The organism is Dickeya sp. NCPPB 3274, from assembly GCF_000406205.1.
Classification (GTDB): Bacteria; Pseudomonadota; Gammaproteobacteria; order Enterobacterales; family Enterobacteriaceae; genus Dickeya; species Dickeya fangzhongdai.
The window spans coordinates 557,747-577,732 of sequence record NZ_CM001979.1; the positions used below are offsets into that span (position 1 = coordinate 557,747).

General features: G+C 48.9%; 14 protein-coding genes and 3 pseudogenes. 14 read left to right on the forward strand and 3 right to left on the reverse strand.

Translation table 11 applies throughout. The annotated features are described in order from the left end of the window. Window positions 1-10: 10 nt before the first annotated feature. Entirely contained in the window at window positions 11-1,033 is a 1,023-nt protein-coding gene (locus DXX3274_RS03210; protein ID WP_042858536.1) for a LacI family DNA-binding transcriptional regulator, read from the reverse strand. Between the two features lie 270 nt (window positions 1,034-1,303). On the opposite strand from DXX3274_RS03210, the gene DXX3274_RS03215 reads away from it, so the two are divergent. The 13 genes and pseudogenes from DXX3274_RS03215 to DXX3274_RS03275 all read left to right on the forward strand — a co-directional run bounded on the left by DXX3274_RS03215 (window position 1,304) and on the right by DXX3274_RS03275 (window position 16,663). Then, window positions 1,304-2,503 carry an L-talarate/galactarate dehydratase gene (locus DXX3274_RS03215; RefSeq protein WP_042858538.1) on the forward strand — a complete coding sequence of 400 codons (1,200 nt, stop codon included), beginning with the start codon at window positions 1,304-1,306 and terminating at the stop codon, window positions 2,501-2,503. A gap of 456 nt (window positions 2,504-2,959) precedes the next feature. Next, on the forward strand, window positions 2,960-4,366 hold the full coding sequence (locus DXX3274_RS03220) for an undecaprenyl-phosphate glucose phosphotransferase (protein WP_084478684.1): 1,407 nt from the start codon (window positions 2,960-2,962) through the stop codon (window positions 4,364-4,366). Beyond that, a pseudogene (locus tag DXX3274_RS03225) lies at window positions 4,356-5,644 on the forward strand (outer membrane beta-barrel protein). The gene DXX3274_RS03220 and the pseudogene DXX3274_RS03225 overlap by 11 nt, the downstream one beginning before the upstream one ends. 1 nt (window position 5,645) lies before the next feature. After that, a complete protein-coding gene (locus DXX3274_RS03230) occupies window positions 5,646-6,203 on the forward strand; it encodes a polysaccharide biosynthesis/export family protein (protein WP_042858540.1) in 558 nt (185 codons plus the stop codon). A gap of 2 nt (window positions 6,204-6,205) precedes the next feature. Next, a complete protein-coding gene (locus DXX3274_RS03235) occupies window positions 6,206-8,338 on the forward strand; it encodes a polysaccharide biosynthesis tyrosine autokinase (protein ID WP_042858541.1) in 2,133 nt (710 codons plus the stop codon). Window positions 8,339-8,368: 30 nt separating this feature from the next. Next, window positions 8,369-9,580 carry a lipopolysaccharide biosynthesis protein gene (locus tag DXX3274_RS03240; RefSeq protein WP_042858543.1) on the forward strand — a complete coding sequence of 404 codons (1,212 nt, stop codon included), beginning with the start codon at window positions 8,369-8,371 and terminating at the stop codon, window positions 9,578-9,580. Then, window positions 9,577-10,959 carry a hypothetical protein gene (locus DXX3274_RS03245; protein WP_042858545.1) on the forward strand — a complete coding sequence of 461 codons (1,383 nt, stop codon included), beginning with the start codon at window positions 9,577-9,579 and terminating at the stop codon, window positions 10,957-10,959. The genes DXX3274_RS03240 and DXX3274_RS03245 overlap by 4 nt, the downstream gene beginning before the upstream one ends. Beyond that, window positions 10,952-11,941 (forward strand): glycosyltransferase, encoded by a 990-nt coding sequence (locus tag DXX3274_RS03250; RefSeq protein ID WP_042858548.1) that lies wholly within the window; start codon window positions 10,952-10,954, stop codon window positions 11,939-11,941. The genes DXX3274_RS03245 and DXX3274_RS03250 overlap by 8 nt, the downstream gene beginning before the upstream one ends. 9 nt (window positions 11,942-11,950) lie before the next feature. Next, window positions 11,951-13,162: a glycosyltransferase family 4 protein gene (locus DXX3274_RS03255; RefSeq protein ID WP_042861849.1), complete on the forward strand. Its 1,212-nt coding sequence runs from the start codon at window positions 11,951-11,953 to the stop codon at window positions 13,160-13,162. A gap of 1 nt (window position 13,163) precedes the next feature. Further along, window positions 13,164-14,276, forward strand: a complete 1,113-nt coding sequence (locus tag DXX3274_RS03260; RefSeq protein ID WP_042858550.1) for a glycosyltransferase family 4 protein — start codon at window positions 13,164-13,166, stop codon at window positions 14,274-14,276. A gap of 18 nt (window positions 14,277-14,294) precedes the next feature. Next, window positions 14,295-14,703 (forward strand): annotated as a pseudogene (locus DXX3274_RS03265) (hypothetical protein). Between the two features lie 38 nt (window positions 14,704-14,741). Further along, window positions 14,742-16,136, forward strand: a complete 1,395-nt coding sequence (locus DXX3274_RS03270) for a DUF4832 domain-containing protein (RefSeq protein ID WP_042858552.1) — start codon at window positions 14,742-14,744, stop codon at window positions 16,134-16,136. Between the two features lie 26 nt (window positions 16,137-16,162). After that, window positions 16,163-16,663, forward strand: coding sequence for a serine acetyltransferase (locus tag DXX3274_RS03275; protein ID WP_042858553.1), 501 nt, complete (start codon window positions 16,163-16,165; stop codon window positions 16,661-16,663). 504 nt (window positions 16,664-17,167) lie between these two features. Here the strand turns inward: DXX3274_RS03275 and DXX3274_RS03280 are convergent. Both DXX3274_RS03280 and DXX3274_RS24140 read right to left on the reverse strand, forming a co-directional pair. Then, window positions 17,168-17,659, reverse strand: coding sequence for a hypothetical protein (locus DXX3274_RS03280; RefSeq protein WP_042858554.1), 492 nt, complete (start codon window positions 17,657-17,659; stop codon window positions 17,168-17,170). Window positions 17,660-18,103: 444 nt separating this feature from the next. Continuing rightward, window positions 18,104-18,244, reverse strand: a pseudogene (locus DXX3274_RS24140) (Arm DNA-binding domain-containing protein); the annotation flags it as partial. A 230-nt stretch (window positions 18,245-18,474) separates the two neighbouring features. On the opposite strand from DXX3274_RS24140, the gene DXX3274_RS03285 reads away from it, so the two are divergent. Continuing rightward, complete coding sequence (locus DXX3274_RS03285) at window positions 18,475-19,668, forward strand: IS4 family transposase (protein ID WP_042861851.1); 1,194 nt, start codon at window positions 18,475-18,477, stop codon at window positions 19,666-19,668. The last annotated feature ends 318 nt before the right edge of the window (window positions 19,669-19,986 follow it).

The window sequence follows — 19,986 nt, forward strand, 5'->3', positions numbered from 1 at the left end:
GTTGGCCGGGCTACGCCGACTCCCGCTCGATAAGCTGAAAGCCGATGTCGACAATGGTGCCGTTGCGGTCATCACCTGCGATGCTGTCTGCCAGTAAGGTGGCCGCCCGACGGCCCATCTCCCGTCTGTCGATACCGACCGTGGTAAGTGACGGACGGTTGCTGGCGGCAAAATCCAGATCGCCGAATCCCATCACCGCCAGATCCTGCGGAACACGCAGGCCACGGCTTTCCGCTTCCATGATCGCGCCCTGCGCCAGCGTGTCCGAACTGCAGACCACAATGTCGGGATGACCCCGCTCCAGCAACTGGCTGACCCCGTGCCGGCCAAATGCCAGCGTGGCGGGCAGGGGCGCGTCGATGCAGGCTGGCTGGGGAGCGCCGTCGCGGGCCAGCGCGTCGCACAAGCCGGTTTTGCGCCTCGCGGCGCGCGGGTCTGCCGTCCAGATCAGGCCCGGGTGTTGATACCCTTTACGGCGGATATACTCGCCGATCGCCAGCCCGACTTTTTCATGAGAAAACCCCACCAGCATATCCAGCGGCGTTGGCGTGAGATCCCAGATTTCCACCACGGGAACCGCGGCGTTCAGCATGATTTTCCTGAGCGCAGGCGAGTGATGGATGCCGGTCAACACCACGCCGTCAGGGCGGCGCGACAGTAGCGTCGCCACCAGTTCTTCCTCGGCCTGTTGCGTGTATCCCGCCACACACAGCAGCATGTGATAACCGCGCTGCGCCAGTTCGTCGCTGATGGCCTGGATAGTATCGACAAACATATTGTTGTTGATTTGCGGCACCACAACGGCGATCAGTTTGCTGCGCCGGGAGGCCAGCCCGCCCGCCAGCGCGTTCGGAATATACCCGGTGGCGCGCACCGCTTCCTGCACCTTTTCAATGGTTTTGGCGCGCACCAGCGCGGGGGTGTTGAGCACGCGGCTGACCGTCATGGAAGAGAGCCCCGCCGCCCGGGCGACGTCATCCAGCGTTGGCGCGCGCGTTGCGGCGGCATGTCGGGTTGTTTTTTTGGTACTCACAGTGAGCCTGGCCCTTGTGTTATTCGGTGGCGTCCGTTTCGTGGATTATTGGTGAAGCGGTGTGCTTTTTCCAGCACGGCGCGGCGGCACGCTCTCGTACCTGATATTACGCGGGAAGGCTTGGTGTTGGCGCTATCATTTTATTGTGCAACTTGCCATAAATATCCGGATTGTGATCGTTTGTACAAAATAGATTCAATGCAGTGGTGCTCTATCGGTATCTTCGTTATTGATGTTAGCGCAAACATTTTACCTGATGAGGACCATGCCATGTCGTTAAGCGCAAATTCAGATGCCGTTTCCTATGCCAGCGTTACCGGCGTCAAAACCGCGGCGGAAACCGGCGACCGTATTGAGTGGGTTAAATTGTCGCTGGCGTTGCTGCCGCTGGCGACGCCGGTGAGCGACGCCAAGGTGCTCACCGGGCGCCAGAAACCCCTGACCGAAGTGGCGATTATTATCGCGGAGATTCGCTCTCGCGATGGGTTTGAAGGGGTCGGATTCAGTTACTCCAAGCGCGCAGGCGGCCAGGGGATTTATGCGCATGCGAAAGAGATTGCCGACAATCTGCTGGGGGAAGACCCGAACGATATCGATAAAATCTACAGCAAACTGCTGTGGGCCGGCGCCTCGGTGGGGCGCAGCGGCATGGCCGTGCAGGCCATCTCTCCTATCGACATTGCGCTTTGGGATATGAAAGCGAAGCGCGCGGGGCTGCCGCTGGCGAAATTACTGGGCGCGCACCGGGATTCCGTCCAATGCTACAACACCTCCGGCGGCTTTCTGCATACCCCGCTGGAACAGGTGCTGAAGAACGTGGCGTTCTCGCGGGAGAGCGGCATCGGCGGCATTAAGCTAAAAGTCGGCCAGCCCAACACCGCGGAGGATATCCGCCGTCTGACCGCGGTCCGCGAGGCGCTGGGCGATGATTTCCCGTTAATGGTGGATGCCAACCAGCAGTGGGATCGTGAAACCGCGATCCGCATGGGGCGCAAAATGGAGGCTTTCAACCTGATCTGGATTGAAGAGCCGCTGGACGCCTACGACGTGGAAGGCCACGCGCAACTGGCCGCCGCGCTCGACACGCCGATCGCCACCGGGGAAATGCTCACCAGTTTCCGGGAACATGAACAGCTGATTTTGGGCAACGCCAGTGATGTTGTGCAGCCGGACGCGCCGCGCGTGGGCGGGATTTCGCCGTTCCTGAAGATCATGGATCTGGCGGCGAAACACGGCCGTAAGCTGGCGCCGCATTTTGCGATGGAGGTGCATTTGCATCTGGCCGCCGCCTACCCGCTGGAACCCTGGCTGGAACATTTTGAATGGCTCAACCCGCTGTTTAACGAGCAGCTTGAACTGCGCGACGGACGCATGTGGGTGTCGGATCGTCACGGTCTGGGCTTCACCCTGAGCGAACAGGCTCGCAAGTGGACGCAACTGAGCTGCGAATTCGGCAAATACGCCGGGTAACGTCTGGTACTGTTGTCAGTGACGTTTGAGATGCCGCCTCGCATTGCCGCTTCGCATAGTACGTAGCAACCATATGTACATCGCAATCATATGTACATCGCAATCATAGTACATAGCAACCGGGGCGGCAGACGAATGAAACGATGCGTAGTCTTGCCTGGCTGGCTCAACAGGGGCGGCGAAATTTTATTCCTTATCGATTCTCTCGTAATAATTATTAATACCAAATATTAATATATAAATAATAATAGAATGAATAATTATTGTTAAATTACTAACGTGAACATTTATATTCTATAGATTAATAATCATTGTGGAAAATACTGTGGGTCTTTGTATTTTAATAAAAATTTTTTTGAGAATCTTCTGATTGTCATTTTAAATTTTATTTAGGTGATATATTATCCATCTCGGAGAGGCGTCAATAATAAAAACCTAATGGATTATGATTAAAAAGTGTCTAGTAATCAGATAAAGATTTCCTATGGAAATGACTTTTTTGTTATTAAATTGATGGATTTCTTATCAATCAATTTAACATTAATAGTCAGCGCCAGGCTATTTTTGATGGGCGCTTTCGACGATGTCATTATGATTAGTTTGCTATTTTCCACCTCTTTTCTACTTATTGGAGAATATACCGGCTTATATCATAATGGGCTTAAGAATATGCAATTTCGCGGGCAGAGAAGACTGTGGAGTTCCGCATTATTGTCCGTCATGTTTGTTGAAGTGGTCAGGGATTATGCCGGCACGCTGTACTCGCTAGGGCTATTGCATCATCTCGATAACATCTATTTTTCCGCGACGCTGTATTGGTATATCCTTTCGCTATGCGGCCTCTATCTCACTCGTTTGATTACGTTTAAATTTACGACCAAAAAACGGATTAGGATTGCTATTGTGGGCTTAACGCCCGGTGGGTTAGCGGCGGAAAAAGCGTTGCTCAAAGAGTATGCCAATATGCAGTTGGAATTGGCTTTCTATGACGATCGCAGTCCATCCCGTTGCGGTTATCTGACTAAGAGCCCGTTTAAAGGCAAGGTAAGTGCGCTGGTTGAAGAAGCCAAAGCGGGCAGAGTGGATGAGATTTATATTGCACTGCCGATGATTGCGCTGAAACGCATTCGCTATTTTCTGTCGATGATGTCCGATACTACGGTTGATACCTACATCATTCCTGACCTTTATTCCTACAGTTCATATGTATCGCAGTTTCGTTCCATCAATAACATTCAGACCATCAGTATTTTCAGATCGCCGTTTGATGGTATTGGTTCTTTTATTAAGCGCGTTGAGGATTTAGTGATTGGCGGCGTTATTACGCTGATGATTTCGCCGTTGTTGCTGCTGATTGCGATTGGCATCAAACTGACGTCGCGCGGGCCGGTGTTATTCAAGCAGGATCGCTACGGTCTGAGCGGCAACAAAATCAAAGTGTGGAAATTTCGCTCGATGCACGTGATGGAAAACGCCGGCGTTGTGACGCAGGCGACTAAAAACGATCCGCGCGTTACGCGTTTTGGCGCATTTTTACGCCGTACTTCGCTGGATGAACTGCCGCAGTTTTTCAATGTATTGCAAGGCACGATGTCGATTATTGGCCCGCGACCTCATGCCGTGGTGCATAACGAGCAGTATCGTCAACTGGTCGAAAACTACATGATTCGCCATAAAGTGAAGCCTGGTATTTCAGGATTGGCACAGGTTAATGGTTATCGTGGCGAAGTGGATACCCTCGATAAAATGGAAAAACGGGTTCACTACGATATTGCCTATATTCAGAGCTGGTCTCTTTGGCTGGATATCAAGATTATCTTTAGAACCATTTTCAAAGGCTTTATTGGTGAAAATGCGTACTAAATTGATCATCGCCGCTGGAATGATAATGCCGCATCCCTGCTGGGCTGACCTGATGCCGAAATCGCATATCGGTATTGCAGGTATTGATTTTCAAAGCCAGGTCGGTCTGGATTATGGACATGAGAATAACGTGACCTATCAGGCTTATGATCAAGACGCAGTGAGTTCTGATTTTCAGAGCGTCAGACCAATGATTAAAGCTGTTGGCGCGCGTTATCAGGACCAATATCTGCTGATGTATTCCGGTGATTATCGTCGTTACGACCGCGATTCGGCGGATAATTATACCGATCATTTCTTTCGCTTTAATGGTGCATGGCGCTACGGGTTAAAGCATGGATTAACGCTCAGTCTTGAAGAGATTCTCTCGGGCACGAGGCGCGCGGGCGTGGTATTTCCGAGGGTTTTCGATCACAACAGTTCAGCGATTTCGGTATTAATTCGCCATTGAGCAGCGAACTCTTTAACAGCGAATTACGTTACAGCTATGGCGCACCGAAAGGGCGCGGTAAAGCCGAAGTCGCTCTACTGTTTAAAAAGCTGCGTTTAGGCCACGCGGACGATATTAAAAATACTGATATTGATTTTTATAACTATGTCCGTGGGCAGGAATGGCACGAGAACGGTTTGATCGCAGAATTATCTGACCAATACTCGCGGGCAACGCGCTTTCGCTACCGCTTTATTAACAATCAGCGCCGTTATGAGGTCGATTCGCAAAAAGACAATGATGAGTATTACCTGGAATACGGTATTAAATCGCAGCTTACGGGCAAAACCCGCGTGGATGCAAACGTAGCCTGGCTATATAAGACATTCGATAATAACCCCAATGCCAGGGATTTTAGCGGGGTAAACTGGGATATTCAGGCTGAGTGGAAACCGCTCGAACAAGCCGTTTTTACTGTACATACGTCGCAGCATATCAAAGATCCGTCGGAAGTCGGCGGCTATATCATGGCGTCTAAATACGGCATTTCCTATCAGCATTTTTGGTTAGCCGATCGTTTTTCCACCAGGTTTGACTATTCATACCTGACCGAGGGGTACAAGAATTACCCGAAGGATCGCAAAGACCGAAATAGGGTGTTCACCTTCGCCATGAACTATAACTTCAGGCCCTCGATTCATCTTGAATTAAAGTATCAACTGAACACGCTACGTTCCAATCAAGATACCGATTCTTTCTTCATTGGCCCCGACGGCGATCGCCAGGTCGTCAGAACGTTGGGCCGCGATAACTCCCTGATTATGTTTACAGCTAAGGTACAGATCTAACGTGAAAATAATAAAACTGTGCATTTTTCTGTGCCTAAGCGTCTGGTTGGCGGGATGTTCCCTGTCGAGCCCGCGGCAGCTGGACAAACCTGACAATGAAACAACCGGTTATCAGTTAGATGAAGGCGACGCTGTCAATATTCTGGTATACGGCGAGCCGGAGATGACGATGACATTTATGTTGGATAAAAGCGGCGCGATTAACTTCCCCTATATCGGTCAGCTGGTGTTGAAAGGGAAAACGCCGGGGCAGGTAGGCGAGGAACTGGCCCATCGCCTGCGCGGTGACTATCTGCAAAACCCGATGGTGACGGTCAGCATCGCCGAGTTCCGGAAATTCTATATCACCGGTGAAGTTGAGAAGCCGAATGGGTATGCCTACGAACCGGGCTTAACCGTTGAAAAAGCGCTGGCGCTGGCCGGCGGATTTACCGATCGCGCAGACCGCAAGGATGTGAGTATTCGCCTGTCGAATAGCAATCAACTGATTGAAAATGTTGATGTAAGACGCGCCGTTCATCCTGGCGACACCGTGATTGTCGGTATGAGCTTTTTCTGACCATGAGTCTATCTATAGTGGAAAATGGCAGAAAACTGGAAAGCACGATCGATTTCTCCAGATTTGCCCAAAAGATCAAACAGAACGGTTGGAAGATCATCCTGGCTGGCCTGATTAGCGCGGTAGTGGCTTACCCGCTGATTAGCATGATCACGCCCAAATATGTTTCGACGGCAACGGTGCTGCTGAAAGCGCAGCAGGATAACGTTTCGCCTTTGCCGCAGGTCGATGGCTATGATTCCACCCGCAGCGGCTATTACGAAACCCAGTATGCGTTGATGCAGTCACGCATCGTGCTGGAACAAGCCGTGCGGGACATCAGGCTGGACCAAAACCCCGCGTTTAACGGCGATGCCGACAAAAACGCGGATAACCGCGCTGATGAGCAACAGCGGGTCGATAACGCGCTGAATGCGATAGTGAAAAACCTCACTATCAACGGCGTTCGCACCACACACCTCGCCACTATCTCCTACGAATCGGCATCGCCTGCGCTTTCGGCCGATATCGCTAACGGCGTGGCGCAGGCGTTTATTGACTATACGGCTAAGCAAAAGCACCTCAAGACGCTGCAAGCCAAGGCGCTGAACCAAAAACAGATGGAAGAGGTATGGCAGCAAGTCGTTGAGCAACAGGCTGCCATCGACCAGTTTCTGAAGAAAGAAGGGTTGCTCACGTTCCGTGGCGTGGATGGCTTTGAGACTGAACAACTGGGGATCGTCACCACGAAGTTAGCGGATGCGACCCAACGTCGCATCAGGGCGGAAACGAATTACAACAGCGTGCGTTTGAACGCGGGTAAGTCGCTGGAAAACGTGATTTCTCTGCCTGATATTTCTACTCATGCCCAGATTCAGGATTTGCGCATCGCGCTGATTCAGGCCCGGCGTTCTTTATATGATTTGCGTAAACGCTATGGGCTGAAACATACCAAAATCCTGGAAGCCGAAGCCCAGGTTCAGGCGATTGAGGAACAGACCCGCACGGTGTTATTCGAACTGGAAGCGGGACTGAATAAGCAGTATCAGGCGGCGTTGAAGGATGAAAAATACTATCAGCAGCTGTTGAATCAACAGAAAGCGGATTTTCAAACGCTGGCGTCTAAACGTGATGAATACAACAACCTGACCACGGCGCTGGATAAAACCAAAGAACTGTATAAGGCGCTCTATCAGCGCACGAAGGAGCAGACGCTCGCGGGTAACTATTTAGAGCCGGACGCGATACTTTACGACCCGGCGGTGCCGGCTGACCATCCGTCGAAGCCCAATAAAGCGATGCTGCTGGTGATGGTTGTCATGCTAACCCTGATTTTCTCCGTGGTTTACTTCATCGTGAGAGCCGCGCTGGATAATTCAATCAACAACATCAGCCAGATGAAAACGCGCCTGAATGTGGCGCCGGTGGGTGAAATTCGCACCTTTGCCAATGGAGTGAGGCGCCCGCAGGTGGTGCGTTTGATCACCGAATCGCCGCTGGATGTCGATATTGTCCACAGTATGCGAACCCACATTTTGCTATCGCATCCCTCCTGCCAAACCCTTGCCGTCAGCTCGACAGAGCATGGCGAAGGGCGATCGTTGCTGGCGCATTTGCTGGCGACATCCTTTAGCGCTGATCAAAAAACGCTGCTTATCGATCTGGATTTCTTTAACGACGGCGGGCTGACGCAAGATTTGGCGCATCCTGCCGCGGTTGGCGTGGCGGAGCTACTGCAAGGTCAATCACCGCTGGATGCCGCGCTGGTGACAATCAATGAACATTTAAGCTTCCTGCCGCGTGGTCATGCCTCGACGTCTTCTTTACTGATGCTGTCGTCCGAGCATTTTGTGACGTTGATGACTGAGCTGAAAACGCGCTATCAGCGAATTATCGTTGACGTGGCTGCGGTGAATCAAACGCAGGATATTCAATTGATTAGCCGGGTGATAGACGGGGTGGTTTTTGTGCTGAAAGCCGGTGCGTGGCGTGCGGGCGATGTGCTTAATGCCATTGAGAAAGTGAAGCACCACCGCGCGGTGCTGATTGGCGCGGTAATAAATCGGGTTGCGGATAAGAACCTCGAAACCAAAGAGGGAATTCGTTCCCTGAATCAACGCATGAATGCGCTAATCAATAGTACGGGCCATCTATAAGTTTATTGAAAAAATGAGTTTATTGAAAAGATGAGTTTATTAAAAAGCGTTTCAACCATTGCTGGGTCGTCGGTGCTTTCACAGCTGATTGGCGCGCTGTCTATCTGGCTGATTTCACATAAATATGACATGGCCGAGGTGGGAATCTACGCGCTGAGTTACAGCATCGTGTTGGTGGGGGCGCAAGTCTGTACCTTTGCATCGCAACTGCTGATTCCAAAACAGCAAGACAGTGAACTGGCGCAAAGCGTGGTGTTCAGCGTGCTGCAAAGTCTGCTTACCGCGGTGCCTTACGCGATGCTGACCGCATGGCTGTTCCAGCGAAATGTGTTCTTTCTCTACCTGCTCACACTTGCCTATGCGCTGGTGCTGATCGCGGAGAATTTATCGCTGCGCGAGGGTAACTATCGTTTTCTGGCCTTTCAGCGACTCGCCGTCTCGGCGGTGGTCGTGCTTTCGGTGGTGTTCACTTCACATACCAGCGCATTTTATTGGTCCTGGGCCTGCGCCATGATGGTACTTATTAGCGGCTGTATTTTACATTCGTTCAATATTCACACCGTTACGTTCAGAAATTTTAGTCTGCAGCGTAATGTGGCTTTCTTTCATCAGCATGTTCACCACCTCACCCGGGTTGGCAGCGCCGAAGTGCTGGCGATGGTCAATAGCAATTTGCCGGTGATGCTGATTAACTTTTGGTTCTCCGCGTTGACAGCGGGTTATTTCTCGGTGGTGAGCCGCTTTTGTCTGGCTCCGGTGGTGATCATCGGTAATGCGGTGCGTAACTCTATTTTTTCCACGTGGTCGGTCGATTTCAGAAATAAGCGTTTCAACTATGAGGAATTTAAAAAGGTTCGCCTGGTATTATTGATGTCAGGGGTTGTCTGCACGCTGGGAGTATTCATTTTTTATCCGCTGGTGATGCACCTGTTTTTTAGCGAAGAGTGGATTAACTCCATTCCAACGTCTCGCTATATGCTACCTTATTTATTTCCTGCGCTGGCGGTGTGTCCGCTGACGGTGATTGAGCTAATATTTGGCTCTCATCGCTATTTTCTGCGTATTCAGTTAGAACAGTTGGCGGTTGTATTAGTCGCTTTTGTGATTGTGCCTTATTTTTATAATCACTATGCCACGTCCATGATTCTGTTTTCCATGCTGACGTTTGTACGCTATGCGTTTATTTATCTCAAGGTCAACAAACGCGCCGGCTTGCTGAAAAGTATGATGATAGCGTCATGAGTTTGAATACCGGGCTTTATCTGCAGGTTTATGTTGTCATCACACTGGTATTCTGCGGGCTGACGCAGTATTTCACCGGCCTGCTGGCGGTGCTGTGGTTGCCTTTTATTTTGGCTTTAATCATGGTGGGGTTGCTGATTATGCAGACCCGCTACGATGCGTTGCATTTGGATACGCAGGAATGGGTGGTGCTCACGCTGTATCTCTCTTTTCTGGCGATGGCGGGGGTGTCTACCCTATTGCAGGGCGGAATAACGGTCACGATCGTTGGTTTTAAAAACGAGATTGCCTTGTCGTTGATGATGTTTTGCCTGCTGCTGGGGTTTTGCCGTGAATCACAAATTTACCGCGTGACCCGCAGTTTGTATTGGGTGTTCTACGCGCAGTTCCCCATCGTGATTTATCAGGTGTTGTTTGTGTTGCCGCGGCGTGTGGCGCTTCGTGGCGAAGATGAAAAATGGGACTCCGTGGTCGGCACGTTTGGCGGCGACCCGATGGGCGGGGGCAATACCGCGGCGATGGGGCTGTTCTGTCTGCTGATTATGCTGCTGAAAGTTTCGGAATTTAAACATGGTTTGACGTCGTTTAAATCCATGTCGGTACATATCGTTTTGGGGTTTGGCCTGTGTATTCTGGGGGAAGTGAAATTCGTGATTCTGGTTTCTCCATTATTACTGGCCTGGGTTTGGTTAATGCCGAGCTACATCAAAGGCATGAATAACGTAAACCTGAAAGCGATTTTGCTGATTTTTACCGGCATGGCGTTACTCATTGCCATCGCGATCACCATTTTGGCCTCGGGTTACTCCTCGGCGTTTGGCAGCGACCCGACGAAAAGTGCGTTAAGCGTATTTATGGATTCGCTAGGCTATATTTTTGATACCAACTACATTATGGAGTCAGGTGAGCTTGGCCGTCTGACGACGATATTTTTCTGGCTGAAAAATCACGATATGTGGGGGCTTTCCGGTACGTTATTTGGTTACGGTTTAAATGCGACAAATAGCGGAAGCGCCGTTTCTCCCGGATTTTTAAATATTATCTACAACCTGATTATCGATTCGACTTCACTAAGCGTGCTGCTATGGGAAGTGGGCGTTGTTGGATCGTTATTCTTTACCGGGTTAATTATTTATATCTTAATTATTACGCGACCAAAGCCGGTGCTGGAGCGTAATGAAGTAGACCGACAGGATCTGCAACTGCTGAGTTTTTCTCCGGCCTTTAATGTTTTTGCGGTTGGGTGCCTGCTGAGTCTGCCTTATAGCCAGATCCTGATGATTATTCCCATGCTGCAATTCCTGTTTTATTTGTCTCTGGGCTCAAGTCTGGTGATACGCCATTCTGTCCGCCGTTATACCGGAAAATCGTATGAGTGATAAACCTTTTATTTCTGTGAGTATTAAGACATTCAATGAGTCGGAATGCATCGAGCAAACCATCGACAGCATTCGTCGCCATATTGCGGATTATCCCCATAAAATTATTGTTGCCGATAGCTTATCGACCGACAACACTCAGCAGCTTGCCAGCGCCAAAGGGGTAACCGTGGTGTCGCTGACTGAACCGTCCGAACGCTGCTGCGGCGTGGGGCATCAGCTTGGCTATCTGTACAGTCAGGGGGATTATCTCCTGCTGATGGATGGCGATATGGTGCTGGAAGATGGCTTTATTGAGCAGGGCATCGCATTTTTGGCGGCGCATCCAGACTACGCCGGCGTGGCTGGAACGGTGGAGATGGATGGCGCGGCGAACTATGAATTTAAATCGCGTAAACAGCGCCTTCATAAAATATATCCGCTGGGCGACTGCGGCCATTTAGGCGGCGGGGGCTTATATCGCCGTTCGGCAATTGAAAAAATAGGTTATCTCACCAACCGCAGCTTGCATGGTTATGAAGAGGCTGAATTAGGCATTCGTCTGCGCTATGCCCAATATAAATTACATCGCCTTAACGTGCCTTATTTCCGTCACACGTCATACACCATGCCAACATATAAAATGCTGCAATATCGTTGGACGAACGGTTTTCTCTGGGCGCCGGGCGAACTTTTACGCAGTGCATGGGGCATGCCTTATTTTCGCGAGGCGTTGCACATCGTTAAAAACGAGGCGGTTTTTGCCGTTTATCTGCTAGCGCTGTTGATAAGTTTGTTGACGTTTAACATCGGCATTATTGGCATAGCGTTGCTGCCGTTATTCGCTTTTATTACTTTAAAAACGATGAAGAACCGTTCACTGCTGAACGGATTACAAAGCGTGATGAACCTGGCTGTATTTTCTGCCGGATTGGTCAAAGGGTTAACCAGGCCCATGCGTGATCCGATGACGCCGCCAGACAGCAAGGTTATTCATGAATAGGCAGGTATGATGAAAGTTTTATTAGTCAATAAATTCTTCTATATCAAGGGCGGTGCGGAAACGGTTTATTTTCAGGAAATCGATATGCTGAAAAAGGCTGGCGTTGAGGTTATCGCTTTCTCAATGCAGCATGAAAATAACTTCCCGTCAGATTACTCACCCTATTTCGTTGATAATGTGGATTATCATCAGAGCAGCGGCGTGATCGGAGCAATGAAAACGGCCGTTAACTTTATTCATAACGCTGAAGCATGTAAGAAGTTGCTGGCGTTATTGCGTAAAGAAAAGCCGGATATTGTTCATTTCCATAATATCTATCATCAGCTCACGCCGTCATTGATTAAAATTGCCCATCAGTTTGGGTGTAAAACAGTGTTAACGGCCCATGACTACAAGATTATCTGCCCTTCGTACACCATGTTGCGCGATGGCAAAGTCTGTGACGCCTGTTTAACCGGCTCGGTATTTAATGCCTTTAAATATCGTTGCCAGCAAGGCTCCGCCTCGAAAAGCCTGCTGCTTTCGTTAGAGGGCGCCTGGCAGAATATTGCCAAAAATTATCAGGCGTTGGATGCGATCGTTTCGCCCAGCGAATTTCTACGTAGTCAATTAATTCGCAAGCTGCCGAATTCTCGTATTGAGGTGATTGTGAACGGCATTAATGACAGCCTGCCGGTGGAGGATGTTGAAGATGACGGCTATTTTCTTTTTATTGGCCGCCTGAGTCGGGAAAAAGGCGTGGCTACGCTGGCCAGCGCGCATCAGCAAATGCGCAATAAAATTCCGTTAAAAATTGCAGGCAGCGGGCCGCTGTATGACGATCTGGTTGCACAATTTCCGCATGCGGAATTCCTGGGCTATAAACAGCAGGGCGAAGAACTTAACCAGCTTATTAAATATGCGCGCGCGGTGGTGGTTCCTTCCGAATATTATGAAAACTGTTCAATGTCGGTGCTGGAATCGATGGCGTTCGCCAAACCGGTAGTGGGCGGGCGTATTGGCGGCATTCCCGAACAAATTCGCGATAATGTAGACGGCGTTTTATTCGAACCAGGTAATGTGCAGGCATTAGCCGATGTGCTGGATGACCTGGCGTTGAATCCGCAAAAAGCCAGAGAAATGGGATTGAATGCGCGTCAGCGTCTTAGCGAAAAATATTCATTACGTAAACACACAGAATCTTTATTGGCGCTTTATCAGGAATTATTAAACGATAAATAATATGACTACGAAAATTACCGTTCTGGGAACACGTGGCATTCCAAACGTGTTAGGCGGTGTGGAAACACATTGTCAAAATTTATACCCGACTATTAAACAGCAATTTGATGTGGATATTTGCGTTCTCGCACGTTCACCTTATGTTAATTATAAAGAATCACAGTATCAGGGAGTAACGACTCGCGCTTTATTAGCGCCGAAAAAACGTTCATTAGAAGCAATAGTCCATTCGGTACTGGCGGCATTTATCACCTGCTTTGATCAGTCCACGGTAGTACATGTTCACGCTATTGGCCCAGGGCTGGTGGTGCCGCTTCTGCGTCTGCTGGGCAAAAAAGTGGTTTTTACTCATCATGGCCCGGACTATGACCGCCAGAAATGGGGGTTCCTGGCAAAGAAAGTGTTGTTGCTGGGTGAAAAGGTGGCCGTGAAATATGCCAATGAAGTGATTGTGATCTCCGAAGTTATTAATAATATGATCAAGCAGAAATATGGTCGGGATGATGCTCATCTTATCTATAACGGCGTGAGCTTATCTCAGCGATTAACACCGGAAGTTATCAATCAAACGTTGGCGCGTTTTTCTCTTCAGCCACAAAACTATTTGGTCGCGGTTGGCCGTTTCGTGGAAGAAAAAGGCCTGCACGATCTCATCACCGCTTATAGGCAATCGGGTATTACGATGCCGCTGGTTTTGGTTGGCGATGCCGATCACCCCACTGCGTATAGTCTGCGCTTAAAACAGTTAGCCCATGACACCCCCAATGTGATCCTGACCGGATTTTTAAAAGGTCATGAACTACAAACTGTTTTTTCACAGGCTAAACTCTTTGTGATGCCTTCATATCATGAAGGGTTGCCCATTGCATTGCTGGAGGCAATGTCGTTTTCATTGCCCGTTGTGGTCAGCAATATTCCCGCTAATCTGGAGGTGAAATTAGCGCCAGACACCTATTTTAATGTTGGAGACGTGGCGGATTTATCCGAAAAAATTACACAGCGCTCTAAATCGTTTGCTGTTGATTACTCTGAATATTTACAAAGGTATAATTGGCAAAAAATCGCGCAACAAACGATGGCGGTTTATACCTCAGTCAATAGGTCAATGAGTTAATAAATCAATAGGTAAATAGTGAACGAATCGAATCAACGTCCGTTAGTCATTGAACGCTTCTATGAAGCCCTCGATGGGAACATCGACGCAGAACTTACCCTCGGAACAACGGCAGGCCGTTGAACAGGCGGTGTTGTCGATCACAGCGGCTTCAATGCATTGGGTCGACGTGCGTAAAAGTTTCCCTTTTTTTAGCCGGCGCTATTACTTCGTCTTTTTATTCGGCCGGGATCACCGTAAACGTCCCCGTAAAGAATCGACGCTGTTTTGCATACTGCTGACGGCGTTGATCCTGTTTACCGGCTTGTCCTGCACGCTTGCGGCGCTATTGACGCTATACATGATTAAGTCTGCCTTGGGTATTGATATTTTCCCACATTTCCACTTAGGGATTTGGGATTGGTGGCTCAGCCTGAAGGATCACTGACCTCCGGTTTCTACTGACGTGGAAATAAGGAGTCTTAGATGAATTTTAAAATTATCGCGGTAGGAGGTTTGTTATTTTCTGTAGTGGGTGTGGCTGGCGGCACGATGACGACCGTCACTCCCAAAGAACTAAATGGTCCGTTAACGAATCCGGGTAATGGCGTTGCCAGCTTTAACCAAGGTAATGGCGCAACGCTATCGCTGGCTGATTATCCCGACACCGGCATTGAATATGATCGCCTGTACTGGAGTGAACTGGAGCCGGTAGAAGGCCGGTATAACTTTCAACTGGTGGATGCCATTTTCGAACTGGCTAGCCAGCATCAACCGGCGATGAGCGTGGGGCTGCGCTTTATGGCGCTTGATGAGCCAGCCAGCGGCTCGAAGATTCCTGACTGGTTGATCCAAAAAGGCATTAAGGGCGAGTGGACGCCGGACAAAAAAACCTTTGTACCGGATCTGGACGATCCACTGTTTATCGAATACAGCCAGCGTTTGCTTAACGCTTTTGGTCAACGCTATGACGGTAATTCGAATCTGGCGTATATCGATATTGGGTTGGTGGGGTCATGGGGAGAGTGGCACAACAGCAATTTCCCGACCATTAAGCCGCTGCTTGAGCGTTACACATCAGCCCAGTTAGATAAGTACGTAAAAATGTATTTTGCCGCGTTTCCCAACTGTCCAAAAATCATGCTGATTAACGGCGGCGACACCCTGGCAAGCGCCGTGAAGCAAGGTGCTGGATGGCGCGCCGACTGCTGGGGAGACTGGCGTAATTTTTCGACCACGTGGAGTCACATGCAAGACGATTATCCGCAGCGGCTGCAAAACGTGGCGGCGCTTTATCCAAACTTTAGTACTGCGTGGCAACGTGCGCCGGTGAGCCTGGAAATCTGTGGTTATATGTCGGAGTGGCAGAGCGTTCAGCATTATACGCGTGCGCAAGTGCAGGCGAGCTTTGACTGGGCGCTGGCACAACATGCCAGTACCATTAATCTGAAGTCGCGCAGCGTGCCGACGGAGTATCGGGACATCGTGGATAACGCGCTGGTCAAACTCGGCTACCGTTTTCGCCTGGCCTCTTTGACTCACGAGTCTGAACTGGCGCAAGGGCAGAGTCTGACACTAAATAATCAGTGGGTTAATGACGGCGTAGCGCCCATTTATCTGAAATATGATGTGGCCTATCGCGTGGTGAATGATGACAACAGCGTAATGAGTATGGGAAAAACGGCTGATGACATTCGCACCTGGTTGCCGGGGCAGCATACGTCCGTCTACCAATTGGCGATGCCGGAAGCGCTGCCTGCCGGGCGGTATAATATTGACGTGGCGATGCTGGATGCAAAGGGAGTATCGCGAATTAATCTCGCCAACGAGGGCAAACAGGCCGACGGTTGGTATCGGGTTTCAACAGTAACGGTGCACTGAGCACGGAATTAAGAATAGATATTCATATGCTGAACAATATCGGCCATGTATGGCGTGAAGTAAAAACGGCGGGCAGTGTTAAAGCCAAACTGGTAATACTACTGTTTCGCCTGGCTACCCTCTATCAGTCATCAAATGCGCTGCTGAAAATTATCAGCATTCCTTTTGTGATTCTGAATAAAGTGATTAATGAATGGCTGTTTTGTGTGGAAATCCCGCACAGAACCCAAATTGGCTTTGGGCTGAAAATATATCATCCGCACTGCATTGTGGTGAATTCCGACGTCATCATCGGGACGAACTGCACGTTACGGCAGGGGGTGACCATTGGCAGCGTGATAAACCGTGAAGGTCAGGTCACTAGAAGTCCGGTGCTGGGCAATCAGGTGGAGCTTGGCGCCAATGCCATTCTGCTTGGCGACATTACGTTAGGCGATAACGTAAAAGTTGGCGCAGGAACCGTGGTAACCAAAAGCCTTGCTGCGGATAAAATAGTGGTAGGGTATGGGATTCGGGAATTGAATTGAGAGTGGGCTTATTTCTGTGCGGGTGTAACGCGACGGTAGGTTAGTCCGATATTCAGGGTGTGATGTGTGGCAATTGCATTGCGCAGTAAGGTTATTCCCGAGCAAGGTTTGCCAGAGCGATATGAAGAAAACTCAAGCCAGCGGGTCTTTAAATTTTTGGATAACAAAAGGCCGAAATGTACATCTATATATATTTCGGCTTTCTTGATTTTTGGCAGTGCACAGACGGTAGTGGTTGTCTATGGATTAAATAGTAGTGTTGGACTCAGACTGACACGACCGACGTCAGGTAAGCTCATATTATAAGCTACGTGGAATGAGACTGAGTGGAAACCCGGTCATCAAGTGATCCGGGTTTGTAATTATGAACATGGAGAATGGACTGATACGTCTGAAAGACGGTTGTGCTGTAGAAACATCGGCCAGTCATCGTATCTGGAAAGCAGATCTCACTGATGGCCCAGATGGACATGAATACCTGATTACTAGAACATCAAGTCGCTATTATCCAATTTGGACAGTCGGTCCATCGTTGCTGTCATTTGGCTTAAGAGGCCCATAGTCGAGCTCGACAAGACTCACAGTGCTAGTGAATTTTCCTGCGCCGCGACCACTTGAGACGGTTGCGTTCCACCTGACTTGAGTGTAGGCAGGATCATCAGGTTTACACACGATCGTTTCACCAGGCTTAATGTCTTTACAGGAGAACTTCATGCTCTTTACCCCATTGAACGTATCAGCGTCCCACCAACGCACGCTCGCGATCGCGTTGCTCGAAGCATCAATCACGTCTTGAAGTTCGACAGTGAAAGTCGCTGATTTGATGTGAAATAAAGATTTGTTGTGAAGAATTGGGGCGCTGGTATATGACTCCTGACGGTTCTGATTGATCTGTAATGCCTTGGGTAGTTTCAAGGTGATTAGGATGCCATTTTGCTCGAAGAGTGTGAAGTCTTTAGGTGAGCTTTGTTCAAACTGCGAGTTATTATCAGACATTTTAGTTTCCTTCATTTATATGTGTGTATTAAAACTCTGAGTAAGAGTTTCTCTTTGCTACTTGCTTATGGTTTTTTTTGATATTATTGATTCGTTTGATTGATTTTTCGTTAATGTATAATGTGCTTTTTATTAACTCACATCATAATTAATATTCGATCTGTTAATTAAAATTCAAATTGTATAATTACATGAAGCAAAAGGAGTGGTTGGTTATCGATTGATATTAAAGCTAATTTTCAATGAATATTGAAGGGTGAAGGGTGCTCATTTGAAATCTATATATATTAATTTAATCGCAGATAAGAGAAAGTCAACCAGAAGAAGAAATTTATTTGGTCGGAGATTTAATAGACTTTCTCGGTAATGGTTAATATGCGACTAATTAGTAGATAAATTATAATCTGAAATAATTCACAGGACAAAGCCCACATCAAGTAGCAAGAAACCGCGCAAGCTATCTTTGCCGCTGAAGCAATAGAGGAAATACCATAACTTAGCGCTGCTGGTGGATACCGTTAGGTACAGGCTTTGCGAGTCGGTGAGTTTGTAAGGTTTGGGACGGGGTTTTGCTATCAGTAACATATAAGGGTCACCCGTTCCTTGAATTGAATGACCCGCAATCTGACCCCAGGTTTTCCGGGCACGAAAGGATAAATCAATGCGGTTGGTATATCGCCGGGATGATTATTGCGTTGAAAAGCAAAAACCCAGCCATAGGCTCTGAAGAATCCCCAGTAATGGGCGGGTGAAAAAGGCAGGCATAGAGTTTTGTGATCTACTGATTGTGCGACCAATTCAGCGAGATCACCTCTATGCCTGCTTATCAAGTATGTCAGAAGTTTTTCCGAAGCGCTTTAGCTCCATTCCACAAATATCGACAGAATGCTCTTCTTGACGCTACCGTTGCCTTAACGCGTGGTGCCTCTCTCACCCTGACCAGTATCGGACGACACCTTCCCGGGACAGCACAGGTAAAACACAAGATTAAACGGATTGATCGCCTGCTGGGTAATACTGAACTTCACGGCGATATCCCGCTGATATTCAAAAATATTACCTCGCTACTGACTCAACAACTTTCATGGTGCGTCATCGCTGTTGACTGGAGTGGCTATCCTTCACAGGCATTCCATGTTCTACGTGCAAGCCTGATTTGCGATGGCCGCTCTATCCCTCTGATGAGCCAGATTGTCCCTTCTGATAAACAGCAGAACCCCCATGTCCAAAAAGCCTTTCTGGATGCACTGAGCAACGCCATGACACCGGATAAAAAAGTCATTATTGTCACCGATGCCGGGTTTCAGAATGCGTGGTTCCGTCATATCAAATCACTGGGTTGGGATTTTATTGGGCGTGTGCGGGGAAACACGCTGCTGCGTTTGAACAGAAAGGGGGAACGCTGGTTCAGAAGACAGGAACTGAAGGCCAGTAATACCCCGGAATATCTCGGGCCGGGTACATTCGCCCGTGCAGAGTATTCCCGCTGTGACGGCCATTTTTACCTGCATAAAAAAGAGGCTAAAGGCAGAAAACATCACCATGCCCGCTGCCGTATTGAACGTAAATCGCAGGAGCGCGACGGACGTTCAGCAGCGAAAGAACCCTGGCTTATTTTCAGCAGCACAGACGAGTTTAAGCCACGTGAAGTGATGAAAATTTACGGCCGCAGAATGCAGATTGAACAGAATTTTCGTGACGAGAAAAGCGAGCGCTTTGGTTTTGGTCTGCGAGCCAGCCACAGTGGTACGGCAGGACGCCTGTTAGTGCTGAGTCTGCTTGCGACGCTGGCAACGGCAGTGCTCTGGCTTTTGGGCTATGACGCTGAAAATAAAGGATTACATCTTAGGTATCAGGCCAACAGTCTGAAATCGCGGCGTGTCATATCGTACCTGACGTTAGCGGAGAATGTCCTGCGACACTCTCCGCTAATGTTAAGACGAACGGTGCTGAGCACCGTTCTTAGCCACCTAGCCAACACCTACCGGAGTATGGTGTTAGTTTATTAGCGCTGATTTTATGGGGATCCCTCAGAGCCATAGGCTGGGTTTTCTAAATGAGTGGTGCCGGACTCGGGATCATTCAGCTTTCTATTAAGTTGAAATGTAGCATAAATTTTAACCGTGGCTGTTGTCAAGACCCGTAGGTTGACCCGTGTTTTCATAGATAGATCAGAATGATGGGTCACATGCGATAAAGAAATGTCCGGTTCGTTCCTTCGGTTCGATTCCCTATGATGTCTATAAATCGTAATGACATTATCCAGCTCCGACTGGTTCTAGGACAGTATGAGTCGGTGTCCGGTGGGGCCGACTTTATCAGTATAC

Bases quoted from the DNA above. Each gene is read 5' to 3' on its own strand.
- DXX3274_RS03260 (WP_042858550.1), top strand. From the start codon at position 13,164: ATGACTACGAAAATTACCGTTCTGGGAACACGTGGCATTCCAAACGTG.
- DXX3274_RS03235 (WP_042858541.1), top strand. From the start codon at position 6,206: ATGAGTCTATCTATAGTGGAAAATGGCAGAAAACTGGAAAGCACGATC.
- DXX3274_RS03240 (WP_042858543.1), top strand. From the start codon at position 8,369: ATGAGTTTATTAAAAAGCGTTTCAACCATTGCTGGGTCGTCGGTGCTT.
- DXX3274_RS03280 (WP_042858554.1), bottom strand. From the start codon at position 17,659: ATGTCTGATAATAACTCGCAGTTTGAACAAAGCTCACCTAAAGACTTC.
- DXX3274_RS03285 (WP_042861851.1), top strand. From the start codon at position 18,475: ATGCCTGCTTATCAAGTATGTCAGAAGTTTTTCCGAAGCGCTTTAGCT.
- DXX3274_RS03215 (WP_042858538.1), top strand. From the start codon at position 1,304: ATGTCGTTAAGCGCAAATTCAGATGCCGTTTCCTATGCCAGCGTTACC.
- DXX3274_RS03255 (WP_042861849.1), top strand. From the start codon at position 11,951: ATGAAAGTTTTATTAGTCAATAAATTCTTCTATATCAAGGGCGGTGCG.
- DXX3274_RS03275 (WP_042858553.1), top strand. From the start codon at position 16,163: ATGCTGAACAATATCGGCCATGTATGGCGTGAAGTAAAAACGGCGGGC.
- DXX3274_RS03250 (WP_042858548.1), top strand. From the start codon at position 10,952: ATGAGTGATAAACCTTTTATTTCTGTGAGTATTAAGACATTCAATGAG.
- DXX3274_RS03270 (WP_042858552.1), top strand. From the start codon at position 14,742: ATGAATTTTAAAATTATCGCGGTAGGAGGTTTGTTATTTTCTGTAGTG.
- DXX3274_RS03245 (WP_042858545.1), top strand. From the start codon at position 9,577: ATGAGTTTGAATACCGGGCTTTATCTGCAGGTTTATGTTGTCATCACA.